Origin of the sequence: Streptomyces sp. NPDC056161 (genome assembly GCF_042268025.1) — a bacterium.
Classification (GTDB): Bacteria; Actinomycetota; Actinomycetes; order Streptomycetales; family Streptomycetaceae; genus Streptomyces.
Window position 1 is genome coordinate 153,982 of sequence record NZ_JBHJUV010000011.1, and the last position, 15,166, is coordinate 169,147.

Here is a 15,166-nt window from a genome sequence, read left to right on the forward strand (position 1 = left end):
CTTGGAGCGATAGATGGAGCGTCCCGCCTGGGCCCCACGGAGCATCGACATCTCGGTGCCGAGCGTTGCGCGCATCCACGACTTCTACCTGGGCGGTTCGTACAACTTCGAGGTCGACCGGCAGGCGGCCCGCAAGGCCATGGAGTTCCTGCCGGGACTCCCGAAGATCATGCAGGCGAACCGGGCGTTCATGCGTCGTGCCGTGCGTTTCGCGGCCGGGGAGGGCGTCACGCAGTTCCTCGACATCGGCTCCGGCATCCCCACGTTCGGCAGCGTCCACGAGGTGGCCAGGAGAGCCCGGCCCGACGCCCGCGTGGTGTACGTCGACCACGACCCGGTGGCGGTGGCGCACAGTCAGACGGTGCTGGCGGGCGAAGAGGACGCGGGCGTCGTCGCCGCGGACCTCCGCAAGCCCCAGGAGATCCTTGCGAGCCCGGAGATCCGGCGGCTCATCGACCTGAATCGGCCAGTGGCGCTGCTGCTCGTTGCCATACTGCACTTCGTGGAAGACGCGGACGACCCCTATGGAGCGGTGGCCGAACTGCGCGAGGCACTCGCGCCGGGCAGCCTGCTGATCCTCACGCACGCCTCGTACGAGGGAATGCCGCTGCCGCCGGAACGGGCCCAGGGTGCGGTCGACGTGTACAGGGACATTCGCAACCCGCTGATCATGCGCTCGCGCGACGAGATCGCGCGGTTCTTCGAGGGGTACGACATGGTGGAACCCGGAATGGTGGCGATGCCGCGCTGGCGCCCGGAGGAGTCGGAGCCGGACGACGAGGATCCGTTCGCCTTCTCCGGGTTCGCCGGCGTGGGGCGTACGGCGTGACCGCGGAGCCGGACGGGCCGGAGGACAGACTGCAGCGGTTCGCGACCATCTGGAGCCGGGCCGTGTTCCCGGTGACCTCGACGTCGCTGACCCGGCCGGAGCTGGAGGAAAGGCTCCTGCCGCTCGCACGCCGGCTGAGCGGGGCGCTGCGGCAGCACGGCTTCGACGCGGAGGAGGGCAAGGCGGTCGGTGCCGCGCTGATCGACGCGCACTGCACCGACCCGGAGGCACTCAGCCGCACCCTGGACTGCGTCGACGCCTACCTGGTGCTCTACTGCGGCGAGAACGGCCCGCAGGAGGAACTGCGGATGCGCTGCTCACGGTTGCAGCACGCCATGGCGGCCGGATTCGCGCAGGCGCTGCGCGAGCGGACCCTGGCCGAGCAGGAGGCCATCGGCCGGGCCGCGTTGCAGGCACAGGGCGTGGTGGCGCAGGCACTGCACGCCAGCGAGGCCCGTTTCCGTGCGGTGTTCGAGGGCGCCGCCATAGGGATCGGCATCGCCGACCTCGACGGCCGGGTGCTCCAGGTCAACGAGGCGCTGATGCGCATGTTCGGGCTCTCCGAGCAGTCGTTGCGCGGTCGCCGGGTGCTGGAGTGGACCCACCCCGAGGACGCGCCGCACACCTGGCGGCTCTACGACGAACTCGTGCGCGGCGAGCGTGAGCACTACCACGTGGAGAAAGCCTTCAACCGCACCGACGGAACGGTGCTGTGGACCAATCTCACGGTCTCCCTGCTGCGTGACGCCGACGGCAACCCGCAGTACCAGCTCGCCCTCATGGAGGACACCACCGAGCGGCGGCTGCTGAACCTCCGGCTGCGGTACGAGGCCACGCACGACGCGCTCACCGGGCTGCCCAACCGCACCCTGTTCTTCGAACGTCTGGAGAAGGTGCTCGCCGCGGGCGAGGGCCAGCGCTTCGGCCTGTGCTATCTGGACCTGGACGGCTTCAAGACCATCAACGACAGCCTCGGCCACGCGGCCGGCGACCGGCTGCTCGTCGAGGTCGCCGACCGGCTCCAGGCATGCGCCACCGCGCCCGGCGAGATGGTCGCCCGGCTCGGCGGCGACGAGTTCGTGGCGCTGACCACCGGACCCGGCACCGAGCGCGAGGTCGACGAACTGGCGGAGCGCATCATGAGCGCGCTCGTCACCCCGGTCAGCGTGGACGGCCGTGAACTCCTCGTGCGCGGCAGCATCGGCATCGTCGAGGGCCCGGCGGGCGAACGCACCGCGGCGGAGGTACTGCGCAGCGCCGACATCACCATGTACCGGGCCAAGTCGGCGGGCGGCAACCGCTCCGAACTGGCCGACCCGGAGGCCGATGCGCGCGCCATCACCCGGCACGGGCTGACCACGGCGCTGCCCACGGCCCTGGAGCGCGGCGAGTTCTTCATCGAGTACCAGCCGCTGGTGCACCTCGGTGACGGCAGCGTCCGCGGTGCCGAGGCGCTGGTGCGCTGGCTGCACCCGCAGCACGGCGTCCTCGGCCCCGACCGGTTCATTCCGCTCGCCGAGCACACCGGGCTGATCGTCCCGCTGGGCCGCTGGGTCCTGGAACAGTCGGTGCGGCAGGCCCGTGACTGGCGGGAGAGGTACGGCGAGCACACGCCGACCGGCCCGCTGCGCATCAACGTCAATCTCTCGCCCTGCCAGCTCAGCCATCCCGGGCTGGTCCAGGACACGGTCGAGATCCTGGAACGCACGGGCGTCACCCCGGACGCGCTGTGCCTGGAGGTCACCGAGTCCGCGCTGATCGGCGCCGACGACGACCTGCTCAAGCCGCTGCGCCGGCTCGCCGAGATGGGCGTCGACATCGCCCTGGACGACTTCGGCACCGGCTACTCCAACCTGGCCAACCTGCGCCGCCTGCCGGTGAGCATCCTCAAACTGGACCGCTCCTTCACCCAGAGCATGCAGCAGTTCCCGGCCGACCCCGTGGACCTCAAGATCGTCGAGGGGATCGTCTCACTGGCGCACAGCCTGGACCTGGCGGTCACCGTGGAGGGCGTGGAGACCGGCGCCCAGGCCGAACAACTACGCATACTGGGCTGCGACACGGCCCAGGGCTGGTACTACGCCCGCCCCGGCCCCCCCGACCGCCTCCACCACCTGGCCCTGGTGGACGCAACAGCCTGACCCCCGCGCCCCTCCCAGGGGCGCGGGGAACTCCGCGACCAGCCACTCTCGACCCGCACTTCCCGACACCGCACGGGCAAACGCCTCCCAAAGGGGCGCGGGGAACTGCGCGACCAACCACCCCCAACCCGCACCCCGGACACAAACCCCAGAAATCCACCCCGAACCGCCCCCGCACTCAACCCCCGCACCACCCCCTGCAAAAGCGGCGCAGCCACCGTCATCGCTCAAGCAACATCCGCTGCAACTCCCGAGCGGCCCGCGGCGGCGCCACGTCACTACGATGTGCAAGCGCGATCGTCCGGTACAGCCCCGGCCGAGCCAACGCGGTGACCCGCAACCCCCGCCCCGACCGCGTGGCGACCATACGCGGCACCACGGCCACCCCCAGCCCGGCCCGTACGAAGCCGAGCACCGCGTCCATCTCGCCGCCCTCCACCGCGAAGTCCGGCTCGAAGCCCTCGGCGCGACACGCGGCGACGGTCAGCTCCCGCAGGTCGTAGCCGTGCCGGAACATCACGAGCCGCGCGCCCTCCAGATCGGAGATCCGGACGTGCCGGCGCCCGTCGCGGCTCGGGGGCTCAGCCTCCGGTGAGGACACCACCACCAGGTCCTCGCGCAGCAGCTCCACCGTGGTCAGGGCGGGCGACGGCGTCGGCAGCGGCAGCACGACCAGGGCCAGGTCGAGCGCGCCGCGCGCCAGCTCCCGTACGAGGTCGTGGGAGCCGCCCTCCTCGATCAGCAGCCGGATGCCGGGATACCGGTCGTGGAAGGCGCGCAGGACGTCCGGGAGCAGGCCCGTGCACACGCTCGGCGTGGCGCCCAGCCGCACGCGCCCGCTGCGCAGCTGCACCAGTTCCTGCACCTCGTGCCGGGCGGTGTCCGCATCGGCCAGGATCCGCCGGGCCAGCGGCAGCAGCGCCTCGCCGGCGTCGGTGAGTGTGATGTTGCCCCGGGCCCGCAGGAACAGATCCGCGCCCAGCTCCCGCTCCAGCGCCCTGATCTGCTGGGACAGCGACGGCTGGGCGACATGGACCAGCTCCGCGGCCCGGGTGAAGTGCCGGGTCTCGGCGACCGCCACGAAGTACTGGAGCTGCTGGAACTGCACCCGACCAGCATAGTCCCTGCCTATGGAAACAAGCTGGACCATGTCTTGGACCGATGGGTGGCCCGGGCCCTAGCGTGCAGGCCATGGCACTGGCAACGCGGACGGACCGGCGGCCGTCCATGGCGCGCACGATGTGGGACAGCTCCGTCGGCAAGAAGACCGTGATGGCGGTCAGCGGCCTGATCATGCTGCTGTACCTGGTCGTGCACATGTACGGCAACCTGAAGATCTTCTTCGGGGCGGGTACCTTCAACGACTACGCACACTGGCTGCGCACCATCGGCGAGCCCTTCATGCACTACGAGTGGACGCTCTGGGTCATCCGCGTCGTACTCGTCGTCGCCGTCGTCGCGCACGCCGTCTCCGCCTACCAGCTCAGCCGCCGCGACCTCAAGGCACGCCCGAGCAAGTACGTGCACAAGAAGCCCCGGGCGAGCTACGCCACGCGCACCATGCGCTGGGGCGGGATCATCCTCGGCCTGTTCATCGTGTGGCACATCCTGGACCTGACCACCGGCACCGTGCACTCCGGCGGATTCCAGCCGGGCCACCCCTACCAGAACGTCGTCGACACCTTCTCCACCTGGTACGGCAACGTCATCTACATCGTCGCGATGCTCGCGCTCGGCCTGCACGTCCAGCACGGCTTCTGGAGCGCGGCCCAGACCCTCGGCGCCGGCAGCCGCACCCGCGACCGTGCCCTGAAGACCGTCGCCAACGTACTCGCGCTGCTGCTCACGGCCGGTTTCATCGCCGTACCCGTGGGCGTCATGACCGGAGTGGTGAGCTGACATGACAATCCCCACCGCATACACGGACTACGCGACCGGCGAGCCGGTCGCCGACACCCGGGCCCCGGACGGGCCGATCGCGGAGCGCTGGGACCGGCGCCGCTTCGAGGCCAAGCTGGTCAACCCGGCCAACCGGCGCAAGCACACGGTCATCGTCGTCGGCACCGGCCTCGCCGGCGGCTCCGCCGGGGCCACGCTCGCCGAACAGGGCTACCACGTCGTCCAGTTCTGCTACCAGGACTCCCCGCGCCGCGCCCACTCCATCGCCGCCCAGGGCGGCATCAACGCCGCGAAGAACTACCGCAACGACGGCGACTCGATCCACCGGCTGTTCTACGACACCGTCAAGGGCGGCGACTTCCGTGCCCGCGAGTCCAACGTCCACCGGCTGGCCGAGATCTCCGTGGAGATCATCGACCAGTGCGTGGCGCAGGGCGTGCCGTTCGCGCGCGAGTACGGCGGCCTGCTCGACACCCGCTCCTTCGGCGGCGTCCAGGTCTCCCGCACGTTCTACGCCCGCGGCCAGACCGGGCAGCAGTTGCTGCTCGGCGCCTACCAGGCGCTGTCCCGGCAGATCGCCGCCGGCACCGTGGAGATGCACCCGCGCACCGAGATGCTCGACCTGATCGTCATCGACGGGCGGGCCCGCGGGATCGTGGCCCGTGACCTGATCACGGGCAGGATCGACACGTACGTCGCCGACGCCGTCGTCCTGGCGAGCGGCGGTTACGGCAACGTCTTCTACCTGTCGACGAACGCCATGAACTCCAACGCCACCGCGATCTGGCGGGCCCACCGCCGGGGCGCGTACTTCGCCAATCCGTGCTTCACCCAGATCCACCCCACCTGCATCCCGCGCACCGGTGACCACCAGTCCAAGCTCACCCTGATGAGCGAGTCGCTGCGCAACGACGGCCGGATCTGGGTGCCGAAGGCCAAGGGCGACACCCGGGCGCCGAACCAGATCCCCGAGGACGAGCGCGACTACTACCTGGAGCGCATCTACCCGTCCTTCGGCAACCTGGTCCCGCGCGACATCGCCTCCCGCGCCGCCAAGAACGTCTGCGACGAGGGCAGGGGAGTGGGCCCCGGCGGGCAGGGCGTCTACCTGGACTTCGCCGAGGCGATCCAGCGGATGGGCCGCAAGGCGGTCGAGGCGAAGTACGGCAACCTCTTCGACATGTACCAGCGGATCACCGACGAGGATCCCTACCAGGTGCCGATGCGCATCTACCCGGCCGTGCACTACACCATGGGCGGCCTGTGGGTCGACTACGACCTGCAGACGTCGATCCCCGGCCTGTTCGCGATCGGCGAGGCCAACTTCTCCGACCACGGCGCCAACCGGCTCGGCGCGTCGGCGCTGATGCAGGGGCTGGCCGACGGGTACTTCGTGCTGCCGGCCACCATCAACGACTACCTGGCCCGCAACCCGCACCAGGAGGCGGTCACCGCCGATCACCCGGCGGTGCGGGAGGTCGTCACGGAGACCGAGAGCCGGCTCGGACAGTTGCTCGCCGTCGACGGCGACCGCACCCCCGACTCCTTCCACCGCGAAGTCGGCGAACTCATGTGGGAGTTCTGCGGCATGGCGCGTACGGACGCCGGACTGCGCAAGGCGCTGGAGCGCATCCCGCAGATCCGGGAGGAGTTCTGGCGGCGCATCAAGGTGCCCGGCACCGGCGAGGAACTCAACCAGTCGCTGGAGAAGGCCAACCGCATCGTCGACTACCTGGAACTGGCCGAGCTGATGTGCCTCGACGCCCTGCACCGCGACGAGTCCTGCGGCGGCCACTTCCGTGAGGAGTCCCAGACGCCCGACGGCGAGGCGGCCCGCAAGGACGAGGAGTACTCGTACGCGGCCGCCTGGGAGTTCAACGGCACCGGCGAGGCGCCCGTCCTGCACAAGGAAGACCTGGTCTTCGAGTACGTCCACCCCACTCAGCGGAGCTACGCATGAAGCTCACCCTGCGCGTCTGGCGACAGCCGAACGCCGACGCCGAAGGCGCCATGTCCACCTACGAGGTGGACGGGATCTCCTCCGACATGTCCTTCCTGGAGATGCTGGACACGCTCAACGAGGAACTCATCCTCAAGGGCGAGGACCCGGTCGCCTTCGACCACGACTGCCGCGAGGGCATCTGCGGCGCGTGCAGCCTGGTGATCAACGGGGACGCGCACGGCCCCGAGCGCACCACCACCTGCCAGTTGCACATGCGGTCCTTCGAGGACGGCGACACGATCGACATCGAACCGTGGCGGGCCTCGGCCTTCCCGGTGATCAAGGACCTGGTGGTGGACCGGTCGGCGTTCGACCGGATCATCCAGGCCGGCGGCTACATCACCGCGCCCACGGGAGCCGCCCCCGAGGCCCACGCCGCCCCGGTGCCCAAGCCGGACGCCGACTTCGCCTTCGAGCACGCGGAGTGCATCGGGTGCGGGGCGTGCGTGGCCGCGTGCCCGAACGGTGCCGCGATGCTGTTCACGTCCGCGAAGATCAATCACCTGAACGTGCTGCCGCAGGGCGCGCCCGAGCGGGAGACGCGGGTGCTGGACATGGTGGCGCAGATGGACGAGGAGGGCTTCGGCGGCTGCACCCTCACCGGGGAATGCGCCACCGCGTGCCCGAAGGGGATCCCGCTGATGTCCATCACCGGCATGAACCGGGAGTGGCTGCGGGCTGTGCGCAAGTCCACGCGGCGCTGACCGCTTGGGTTGGGCCGTCGGGGTGCGTTGTTCTTGTTGACGGCGGTCGGGTGCGGGTGAGGGGTGGCTGGTCGCGCAGTTCCCCGCGCCCCTTGGGGGGCGTTCGGGTGTGGGTGGGTGTGTGGATTCCCGTGTTCTTCGGGGGTGTGGGGTTCGGTGCGGGTGGGGGGTGGCTGGTCGCGCAGTTCCTCGCGCCCCTTGGGGGGCGGTCGGGTGTGGGTGGGTGTGTGGATTCCCGTGTTCTTCGGGGGTGTGGGGTTCGGTGCGGGTGAGGGGTGGCTGGTCGCGCAGTTCCTCGCGCCCCTTGGGGGGCGGTCGGGTGCGGGTGGGTGAGTGGTTCCCCGCGTCCCCGGGGGTGCTGCCACGGGGTGCTTCTGCGCCGGGTGATAAGACGTTCGCCGATGGGTGCGGACGGGCGGGGTCGGGAGTGGTGCTCATGCCCGGCCCCGCCAGGCATCCGCACGCGGGCCCGCGGGTGACCGGCCGTTCAACATACCCACATCCGTTCTCCTGGCTCAGGTCACGCGGCGGCCAACCGGTGTCGGAAGAACAGGATCGGCAGGCCGAAGCCGGTCTGCCGGTCGTTCGCCGACCCGGCCCGTGACCAGGAGAGAGCCATGACCGGCGTTTCCACCCTCGACCGCCCCCCGCAGCCCGCGGCGCCCACCCGCTACACCGTCACGCTCGCGGCCGACGAAGCCGACGTGCGGGCCGCGCAGCGGCTGCGGCACGAGGTCTTCGCCGGGGAGATGGGTGCCCTGCTGTCCACCCCGCAGCCGGGTTACGACATCGACGCCTTCGACGCGTACTGCGACCACCTGCTCGTGCGGGAAACCGTGACCGGGCAGGTCGTCGGCACCTACCGGCTGCTGCCGCCGGAGCGGGCCGCGGTCGCGGGCCGGCTGTACTCCGAGGGCGAGTTCGACCTGAGCGCGCTCGACCCGATCCGGCCCGGCCTGGTCGAGGTCGGCCGCTCCTGCGTGCACCCCGACCACCGCGACGGCGCCGTCATCGGACTGATCTGGGCGGGGATAGCGCGCTACATGGTGGACCGCGGCCACGACTGGCTGGCGGGCTGCTGCTCCATCCCGCTCGCCGACGGCGGCGCCCTCGCCTCCGCCACCTGGCAGCGGGTCAGCGCGAAGTACCTGGCCCCCGAGGAACACCGGGTACGCCCCCTGCTGCCGTGGATCCCGAACGCCCAGGTGACGGCCGAACGGACCGAGCTGCCCGCGCTGCTGCGCGGCTACCTCCGGCTCGGCGCCTGGGTCTGCGCCGAGCCCGCGCACGACCCGGACTTCGGGGTCGCCGACCTGTACGTGCTGCTGTCGATGCGCCAGGTCAACCCGCGCTATCTGCGGCACTTCCTCTCGCTCGTACCGTCCTGATGAGCGTCTGGCTGCCCAGCGCGCCCTGCACCCCGGCGGCGTGCGTGGAGCCCACGTGGCCCGCGGTGGCCGCGCCACGTGCCGTGCTGCGGATCGCCGGCGTCGTCCTCCTGCTGCTGACCGGGATCGTGCTGACCCCGCTCGGCGGGAGGATCCCGGCCGGGCTGGTCGCGCGGTGGTGCCGGACGATCGTGCGGGCCGCCGGGGTCCAGGTCCGGGTCACCGGCGCCGCCGCGCCCACCGGCGGCCTGCTCCTGGTGGCCAACCACATCTCCTGGCTGGACATCCCGTTGCTGGCCGCGGTGCGCCCGGCGCGGATGCTGGCCAAGACCGAGATCCGCCAGTGGCCCGTGGCCGGGGCGCTGGTGGCGCGGGCCGGTGTGCTGTTCATCGAACGCGACCGGCTGCGCGCCCTGCCCGGCACCGTCGCCCGTATCGCGCAGGCGCTGCGCGGCGGTGCCGCGGTCGCCGTCTTCCCCGAGGGCAGCACCTGGTGCGGACGGGCCCACGGCCGCTTCCACCGGGCCGTCTTCCAGGCCGCCCTCGACGCCGGCGTCCCGGTCCAGCCGGTGCGCCTGCACTACCGGGTCGCGGGCGGCCCGGCCAGCACCGCGCCGGCCTTCGTCGGCGAGGACACCCTGCTCGCCTCGGTGTGGCGGGTGGCGACGTCGCGCGGGCTGGTGGCCGAGGTGGAGGTCCGGCCGGTGATACCGGCCGGCAGCCACCCCGACCGCCGTTCCCTCGCCCGCGCCGCCGAGCCGGCCGCGCACGGGCCCGACTGGACCCACGCGGCCCTGGTCGCCGGTGGCCCGCCGATCGAACCGGCGCGCCCCGTCCAGCCCGCCGAAGCGGCCTGATCCCGATCGTCTGCCCGGCCCGACCCGTTCGCACCGCCGCACGCGACCGACGCCCGTGAGACCGTGCTCACGGGCGTCGCGTCGGCGGACGTACGGGGGTGGCCGCGGGGCCGGGCCGCGGGGGACTCCGTACGGGGTCGGCCAGGTGGGGACAGTCGCGGTCCCGGCCCCTCGCCCCGGTGACTACGGATGCGGAGGGATGTCCCTGTCCTGGCCGCCCATCTCGTCCTTCATCCTCTGCTGGGCGGTGTCGACCTGGGACTGGTACTTGTTGCCGGTCCGCTCGTCGACGTAGTCGCCGGCCTTGTCGACGCCCTTGCTCGTCTGGTCCTCGTGACCTTTGAGCATGCCTTTGAGCTTGTCCATGAGGGACATGACAACCCTCCTCGCTGATAGGTGCTCCGTCTCTCAGGTTCACCGTCATGGGCGCGGTTCGCATCTCGGGAGCGGGATCGTACGGATGCACGCCTGTGACCTATGTGTCAATTTGGAACCAAGGTATGCCTTCCGCCGCAGAAAGGCCCGCGAGGATGACTACTCCCGGTTTCGGATTCGGACGCAGTCCCTTCGAGGAGTTCGACGAGTTGATGTCCCGCTTCTTCGGCGGGACCGGTCAGGCCGCACCCGCCCGGCGGGTCCAGCGGGTCGACATCGGCAGCCTGCTGTCGGAGCGGGGCCGCGAGCTGGTCGCGGAGGCGAGGGACATCGCCGCCGCGGAGGGCAGCGAGGACCTCGACGCCCGGCATCTGCTCGCCGCCGCCACCGAACACGATTCGACCCGGCGCCTGATCAGCGAGGCCGGCGCGGATCCCGACGGCGTCCGGGAGCGGCTGGGCACCGCCGGGGGCACCGGCGAGAAGACCGAGCCCGCCACCCTGACCCCGGCCGCCAAACGCGCCCTGCTCGACGCCTACCAGATCTCGCACGCCGAGGGCGCCTCGTACATCGGCCCCGAGCACCTGCTGCGGGCGCTCGCCGCGAACCCGGAGTCGGCGGCCGGCCGGGTGCTCGCCGAGAGCGGCTGGGAACCCACCCGGATGCCCGTGGAGACCGCCGCCGAGCGGCGGGGGCCCAGCAACACGCCGACCATCGACGAGTACGGCCGCGACCTCACCGAGGACGCCCGCGCCGGCCGCCTCGACCCGGTGATCGGCCGCGACGACGAGGTCGAGCAGACCATCGAGGTGCTGTCGCGGCGCAGCAAGAACAACCCGGTCCTCATCGGCGACCCCGGCGTCGGCAAGACGGCCATCGTCGAGGGGATCGCCCAGCGGATCGCCGCCGGGGAGGTCCCCCAGACCCTCAAGGACAAGCGGCTGATCGCCCTGGACCTGGCCGGTCTGGTGGCCGGGACGAAGTACCGCGGAGAGTTCGAGGAGCGGCTGAAGAAGCTGCTCGACGAGGTCGGCGAGCACGGCGACGAACTCGTCCTCTTCCTCGACGAACTGCACACCGTCGTCGGCGCCGGCTCGGGCGGCGAGAGCGCCCTGGACGCGGGCAACATGCTCAAGCCCGCCCTCGCCCGCGGCGAACTGCACCTCATCGGCGCGACCACCGTCGACGAGTACCGCAAGCACATCGAGAAGGACGCCGCCCTGGAGCGCCGCTTCGCGCCCATCCTGGTGGGCGAGCCCACCGTCGACGACACCATCGCGATCCTGCACGGCCTGCGCGACCGCTACGAGGCCCACCACCAGGTCCGCATCACCGACGAGGCGGTCGTCGCGGCGGCCGAGCTGTCCGACCGCTACATCACCTCCCGCTTCCTGCCGGACAAGGCGATCGACCTGATGGACCAGGCCGCCGCGCGGGTACGGCTGCGCGCCAAGACCCCGCTCGCCGACACCCGGGACATCGAGGACCGGATCGCCGCCCTGGGCCGGGAGAAGGACCAGGCGGTGGCCGACGAGGAGTACGAGCGCGCCAAGGAACTGCGCGACCGGATCAAGGAGGCCGAGACCCGGCTGGCCGAGCTGACCAAGGGGGAGGAGCGCACGCCCCGGGTCACGGCCGAGGACATCGCGGAGGTCGTCTCCCGCACCACCGGCATCCCCGTCGCCCAGCTCACCGAGGAGGAGCGGGAGCGGCTGATGAAGCTGGAGGAGCACCTGCACGAGCGGGTCGTCGGCCAGGACGAGGCGATCACCGCCGTCGCCCGCGCCGTCCGCCGGGCCCGTGCGGGCATGAGCGATCCGGGCCGGCCCGTCGGCAGCTTCCTCTTCCTCGGGCCGACCGGCGTCGGCAAGACCGAACTGGCCCGTGCCCTGGCCGCGGCCCTCTTCGGCGACGACACCCGGATGATCCGGCTGGACATGAGCGAGTTCCAGGAGCGGCACACCGTCTCCCGCCTGGTCGGCGCCCCGCCCGGATACGTCGGTCACGAGGAGGCCGGCCAGCTCACCGAGGCGGTGCGCAGGCAGCCGTACGCGGTGCTGCTGCTCGACGAGGTGGAGAAGGCCCACCCGGACGTCTTCAACACGCTGCTGCAACTGCTGGAGGACGGCCGGCTGACCGACGCCCAGGGCCGCACGGTCGACTTCAAGAACACCGTCGTCATCATGACGTCGAACATCGGCGCCGACCGGATCCTGGCCGCCGGGGTGGAGGACTACAAGAAGGTCCGCGAGTCGGTGATGCCGCTGCTGAACCAGCACTTCCGGCCGGAGTTCCTCAACCGCATCGACGAGATCATCGTCTTCCGCGGTCTGGACCGCGTCCAGCTGCGGCAGATCGTCGACCTGCTCCTTGAGCACACCCGGCGGCGGCTGCACGCCCAGGACGTCGCCCTGGAGGTCACCGACGAGGCCGCCGCGCTGCTCGCGAACATCGGCTACCAGCCCGACTTCGGCGCCCGCCCGCTGCGCCGCACCATCCAGCGCGAGGTCGACGACCGGCTCGCCGACCTGCTGCTGTCGGGCCAACTGGTCGCGGGCGACCGGGCCGTGGTGGACGCGGCCGACGGCGCGGTGACGATCCGCACGGACAAGCCGGCGGCCGTGGAGGGCTGAGGCCGACGCCGCGTCTTCCGCGCCCGGCGGTCACTCGGGGACGGCCGCCGGGCGCACGAGGCGGGCCAGCCGGCGGTAGGACTCCAGCAGCGCCGCCCGGTCGTACGTGCTGGTGGTGACCAGGACCTCGTCTGCCCCCGTCTCCTTGAGCACCGTCCGAAGTTCGTGGGCGACCTGGTCCTCGGTGCCGGCGATGTGCCCGCTCAGACCGGATGCGTAGAGGTCCCGTTCCTTCGCTGTCATGGCGCGGGACTCCACGGCCTCGGCCGGGAGCAGCGGCGGGAAGGATCCGTGGGTGCGGGAGTACGCCATGGACCAGGCCTCCGGGACGAGGAGCCGCCGGGCCTCCTCCTCGCTGCCGGCCACCGCGACCGTGCCGGAGATCACGACGTACGGCTGTGCCGCCCAGGGCGAGGGCCTGAAGTGCGTCCGGTACTCGTCGATGCCGCGCAGCATCCGCTCCCGGCCGCGCAGGTCGCCGATGACCATGGGCAGCCCCGCGTGCGCCGCGATGCCGGCCCCCTCGCCCATGGCCAGCACGAACGGTGGCACGTGCAGCCCCTCCGCCGGGCGGGCGTGCACCCCGCTCGGCGAGCCGCCGCGGAACCAGCCCAGCAGTTCACCGAGTTGCGCCGCGAAGTCCTCGGCGGCGCCCTTGTCACGCCCCAGGGCCTTGCGCACCCCGTCGGTGAAGCCCACGGACCGGCCCAGGCCCATGTCGATCCGCCCCGGGTACAGCGACTCCAGCACGCCGAACTGTTCGGCCACGACCAGGGGGCGGTGGTTGGGCAGCATCACCCCGCCGGTGCCCACCCGCATCGTGCGGGTGGCGGCGGCCACGGCCGCGGCCAGCACGGTCGGCGCGGAGCCCGCGACTCCGGGCACCCCGTGGTGCTCGGAGACCCAGAAACGGTGGTAGCCGAGCGGCTCCAGCTCCCGTGCCAGCGTGACCGTGTCGCGCAGCGCCTCGGCGTGGGTGTGTCCGGCGCGGGTGCGGGAGCGGTCGAGGACGGAGAACCGGGTGGCGGGGATCAGCGCGTTCACACCGGTGTCAACGCGCTGGCGGCGCCGCGATTCCCGCCGGGCCGGGTCCCGGCGGACCGCGGGGCGTGCGCGTGCTGCGCCCGTCCGTCCGTCGCCGGTGGGCCTCGGGCCCCGGTCGCTGACGAAGGTGATCTGCGAGCCGGATCGGCGGTCAGCCGGCGGGGCGCAGCAGTCCGCGTTCGTACGCCCTGACCAGCCGCTGCGGTACCAGGTGACGGACTCCGTCGATGGTGACCGGGACCAGTGCGACCGGTGCCGCCTGCCAGCGGGCGCGGCGGTGACGGGTGTTGCTGCGGGACGTCTTGCGCTTGGGGACGGCCATCGTGACTCCTCCTCGGGTCGGGGACCGCACGCTACATGAAAATGGATCCCATTAACAATTGCGTCCAGTGGCTAGGGTGGGCCGGGTGGCAGACAGCAGTGGACGTCCGATCGCCGTGTTCGACCTCGACAACACCCTGGCCGACACCGCGCACCGGCAGCGGTTCCTGGAGAGCAGGCCGCGCGACTGGGGTGGCTTCTTCGCCGCGGCGCCGCAGGACCCGCCGCTCGCCGAGGGCGTGGCGCTGGTCCGGGAACACGCGCGGGAGTGCGACATCGTCTATCTGACCGGACGGCCCGAGCGCTGCCGGCGCGACACGCTGGAGTGGCTCGCCGCCCAGGGGCTGCCGCCGGGCCGCGTCCTCATGCGGCAGGACGCGGGGCGCGGGGGCGGGAGAGGGGACCGCAGGCCCGCCCGCATCGTCAAGCTGGAGGTCCTTCGCGGGCTCGCCCGTGACCGTACGGTCCGCGTCCTCGTGGACGACGACGAGCTGGTGTGCGACGACGCCGAGCGGGCCGGGTTCACCGTCGTGCGCGCCCGCTGGGCCGACCGGTCCGCCGCGCTGGCGGACGCCCAGGAGCGGGAGGGCCGGACCTGAGCGGGCCGGGACCGTGCCGGGCGGTGCCTCAGTCCTCGCCCTCGATGCGGAAGCCCACCTTGAGGCCGACCTGGTAGTACTCGATCTGCCCGTTCTCGATCTGCCCCCTGACCTGCGTCACCTCGAACCAGTCCAGGTTGCGCAGGGTCTGTCCGGCGCGCGCGATGCCGTTGCGGATGGCCTGGTCGACGCCCTCCTGCGAGGTGCCGACGATCTCGGTGACCCGGTAGGTGTGGTTGGACATGCGGGTGCTCCTCTCGGCGCTGACGCGTGCCCCGTCCCCCGTGGCCGGTGTGTCGCACGTCACTCCACGGTGCCGTATGCGGAAGCGGAGCGCGAGGCGTCACAGCCGTACCACCGGCACCACTTGACCC

At 71.8% G+C, this 15,166-nt stretch carries 14 protein-coding genes; 9 read left to right on the forward strand and 5 right to left on the reverse strand.

Annotated features, from left to right (window positions below):
• The first annotated feature begins 13 nt into the window (after window positions 1–13).
• Both ACFC09_RS13035 and ACFC09_RS13040 read left to right on the forward strand, forming a co-directional pair.
• A complete protein-coding gene (locus ACFC09_RS13035; RefSeq protein ID WP_376526664.1) occupies window positions 14–829 on the forward strand; it encodes an SAM-dependent methyltransferase in 816 nt (271 codons plus the stop codon).
• Window positions 826–2,970 (forward strand): putative bifunctional diguanylate cyclase/phosphodiesterase, encoded by a 2,145-nt coding sequence (locus ACFC09_RS13040; RefSeq protein WP_376526666.1) that lies wholly within the window; start codon window positions 826–828, stop codon window positions 2,968–2,970. The genes ACFC09_RS13035 and ACFC09_RS13040 overlap by 4 nt, the downstream gene beginning before the upstream one ends.
• Before the next feature lie 220 nt (window positions 2,971–3,190).
• On the opposite strand, the gene ACFC09_RS13045 is transcribed toward ACFC09_RS13040, so the two are convergent.
• Window positions 3,191–4,078: a LysR family transcriptional regulator gene (locus ACFC09_RS13045; RefSeq protein WP_376526669.1), complete on the reverse strand. Its 888-nt coding sequence runs from the start codon at window positions 4,076–4,078 to the stop codon at window positions 3,191–3,193.
• A 119-nt stretch (window positions 4,079–4,197) separates the two neighbouring features.
• Between ACFC09_RS13045 and ACFC09_RS13050 the strand changes: the two genes are divergently transcribed.
• The 5 genes from ACFC09_RS13050 to ACFC09_RS13070 all read left to right on the forward strand — a co-directional run bounded on the left by ACFC09_RS13050 (window position 4,198) and on the right by ACFC09_RS13070 (window position 9,820).
• Entirely contained in the window at window positions 4,198–4,869 is a 672-nt protein-coding gene (locus ACFC09_RS13050) for a succinate dehydrogenase (protein ID WP_376526804.1), read from the forward strand.
• A 1-nt stretch (window position 4,870) separates the two neighbouring features.
• Window positions 4,871–6,829 carry a fumarate reductase/succinate dehydrogenase flavoprotein subunit gene (locus ACFC09_RS13055; protein WP_376526672.1) on the forward strand — a complete coding sequence of 653 codons (1,959 nt, stop codon included), beginning with the start codon at window positions 4,871–4,873 and terminating at the stop codon, window positions 6,827–6,829.
• Window positions 6,826–7,575, forward strand: coding sequence for a succinate dehydrogenase/fumarate reductase iron-sulfur subunit (locus ACFC09_RS13060; RefSeq protein ID WP_376526675.1), 750 nt, complete (start codon window positions 6,826–6,828; stop codon window positions 7,573–7,575). The genes ACFC09_RS13055 and ACFC09_RS13060 overlap by 4 nt, the downstream gene beginning before the upstream one ends.
• Window positions 7,576–8,192: 617 nt before the next feature.
• Window positions 8,193–8,963: a GNAT family N-acetyltransferase gene (locus ACFC09_RS13065; RefSeq protein WP_376526678.1), complete on the forward strand. Its 771-nt coding sequence runs from the start codon at window positions 8,193–8,195 to the stop codon at window positions 8,961–8,963.
• Window positions 8,963–9,820 carry a lysophospholipid acyltransferase family protein gene (locus tag ACFC09_RS13070; protein ID WP_376526681.1) on the forward strand — a complete coding sequence of 286 codons (858 nt, stop codon included), beginning with the start codon at window positions 8,963–8,965 and terminating at the stop codon, window positions 9,818–9,820. The genes ACFC09_RS13065 and ACFC09_RS13070 overlap by 1 nt, the downstream gene beginning before the upstream one ends.
• Window positions 9,821–10,003: 183 nt before the next feature.
• Here the strand turns inward: ACFC09_RS13070 and ACFC09_RS13075 are convergent, their stop codons facing one another.
• Window positions 10,004–10,195 (reverse strand): antitoxin, encoded by a 192-nt coding sequence (locus ACFC09_RS13075; RefSeq protein WP_376526683.1) that lies wholly within the window; start codon window positions 10,193–10,195, stop codon window positions 10,004–10,006.
• A gap of 155 nt (window positions 10,196–10,350) precedes the next feature.
• Here ACFC09_RS13075 and ACFC09_RS13080 point away from each other — a divergent pair, with 155 nt between their 5' ends.
• Window positions 10,351–12,828 carry an ATP-dependent Clp protease ATP-binding subunit gene (locus ACFC09_RS13080; RefSeq protein WP_376526686.1) on the forward strand — a complete coding sequence of 826 codons (2,478 nt, stop codon included), beginning with the start codon at window positions 10,351–10,353 and terminating at the stop codon, window positions 12,826–12,828.
• 30 nt (window positions 12,829–12,858) lie between these two features.
• On the opposite strand, the gene ACFC09_RS13085 is transcribed toward ACFC09_RS13080, so the two are convergent.
• Together ACFC09_RS13085 and rpmF are read right to left on the reverse strand one after the other, a co-directional pair.
• Window positions 12,859–13,872: an LLM class flavin-dependent oxidoreductase gene (locus ACFC09_RS13085; RefSeq protein ID WP_376526689.1), complete on the reverse strand. Its 1,014-nt coding sequence runs from the start codon at window positions 13,870–13,872 to the stop codon at window positions 12,859–12,861.
• 151 nt (window positions 13,873–14,023) lie between these two features.
• The gene (rpmF, locus tag ACFC09_RS13090; RefSeq protein WP_376526693.1) at window positions 14,024–14,194 is read right to left on the reverse strand and encodes a 50S ribosomal protein L32; all 171 of its coding nucleotides are present in this window, start codon (window positions 14,192–14,194) and stop codon (window positions 14,024–14,026) included.
• 85 nt (window positions 14,195–14,279) lie between these two features.
• Here rpmF and ACFC09_RS13095 point away from each other — a divergent pair, with 85 nt between their 5' ends.
• Entirely contained in the window at window positions 14,280–14,792 is a 513-nt protein-coding gene (locus ACFC09_RS13095; RefSeq protein WP_376526696.1) for a hypothetical protein, read from the forward strand.
• Between the two features lie 28 nt (window positions 14,793–14,820).
• Here the strand turns inward: ACFC09_RS13095 and ACFC09_RS13100 are convergent, their stop codons facing one another.
• Window positions 14,821–15,036 carry a dodecin gene (locus ACFC09_RS13100; protein ID WP_376526699.1) on the reverse strand — a complete coding sequence of 72 codons (216 nt, stop codon included), beginning with the start codon at window positions 15,034–15,036 and terminating at the stop codon, window positions 14,821–14,823.
• Window positions 15,037–15,166 lie beyond the last annotated feature (130 nt).

Bases quoted from the DNA above. Each gene is read 5' to 3' on its own strand.
- ACFC09_RS13050 (WP_376526804.1), top strand. From the start codon at position 4,198: ATGGCGCGCACGATGTGGGACAGCTCCGTCGGCAAGAAGACCGTGATG.
- ACFC09_RS13065 (WP_376526678.1), top strand. From the start codon at position 8,193: ATGACCGGCGTTTCCACCCTCGACCGCCCCCCGCAGCCCGCGGCGCCC.
- ACFC09_RS13075 (WP_376526683.1), bottom strand. From the start codon at position 10,195: ATGTCCCTCATGGACAAGCTCAAAGGCATGCTCAAAGGTCACGAGGAC.
- ACFC09_RS13055 (WP_376526672.1), top strand. From the start codon at position 4,871: ATGACAATCCCCACCGCATACACGGACTACGCGACCGGCGAGCCGGTC.
- ACFC09_RS13080 (WP_376526686.1), top strand. From the start codon at position 10,351: ATGACTACTCCCGGTTTCGGATTCGGACGCAGTCCCTTCGAGGAGTTC.
- ACFC09_RS13060 (WP_376526675.1), top strand. From the start codon at position 6,826: ATGAAGCTCACCCTGCGCGTCTGGCGACAGCCGAACGCCGACGCCGAA.
- ACFC09_RS13070 (WP_376526681.1), top strand. From the start codon at position 8,963: ATGAGCGTCTGGCTGCCCAGCGCGCCCTGCACCCCGGCGGCGTGCGTG.
- ACFC09_RS13100 (WP_376526699.1), bottom strand. From the start codon at position 15,036: ATGTCCAACCACACCTACCGGGTCACCGAGATCGTCGGCACCTCGCAG.
- ACFC09_RS13035 (WP_376526664.1), top strand. From the start codon at position 14: ATGGAGCGTCCCGCCTGGGCCCCACGGAGCATCGACATCTCGGTGCCG.
- rpmF (WP_376526693.1), bottom strand. From the start codon at position 14,194: ATGGCCGTCCCCAAGCGCAAGACGTCCCGCAGCAACACCCGTCACCGC.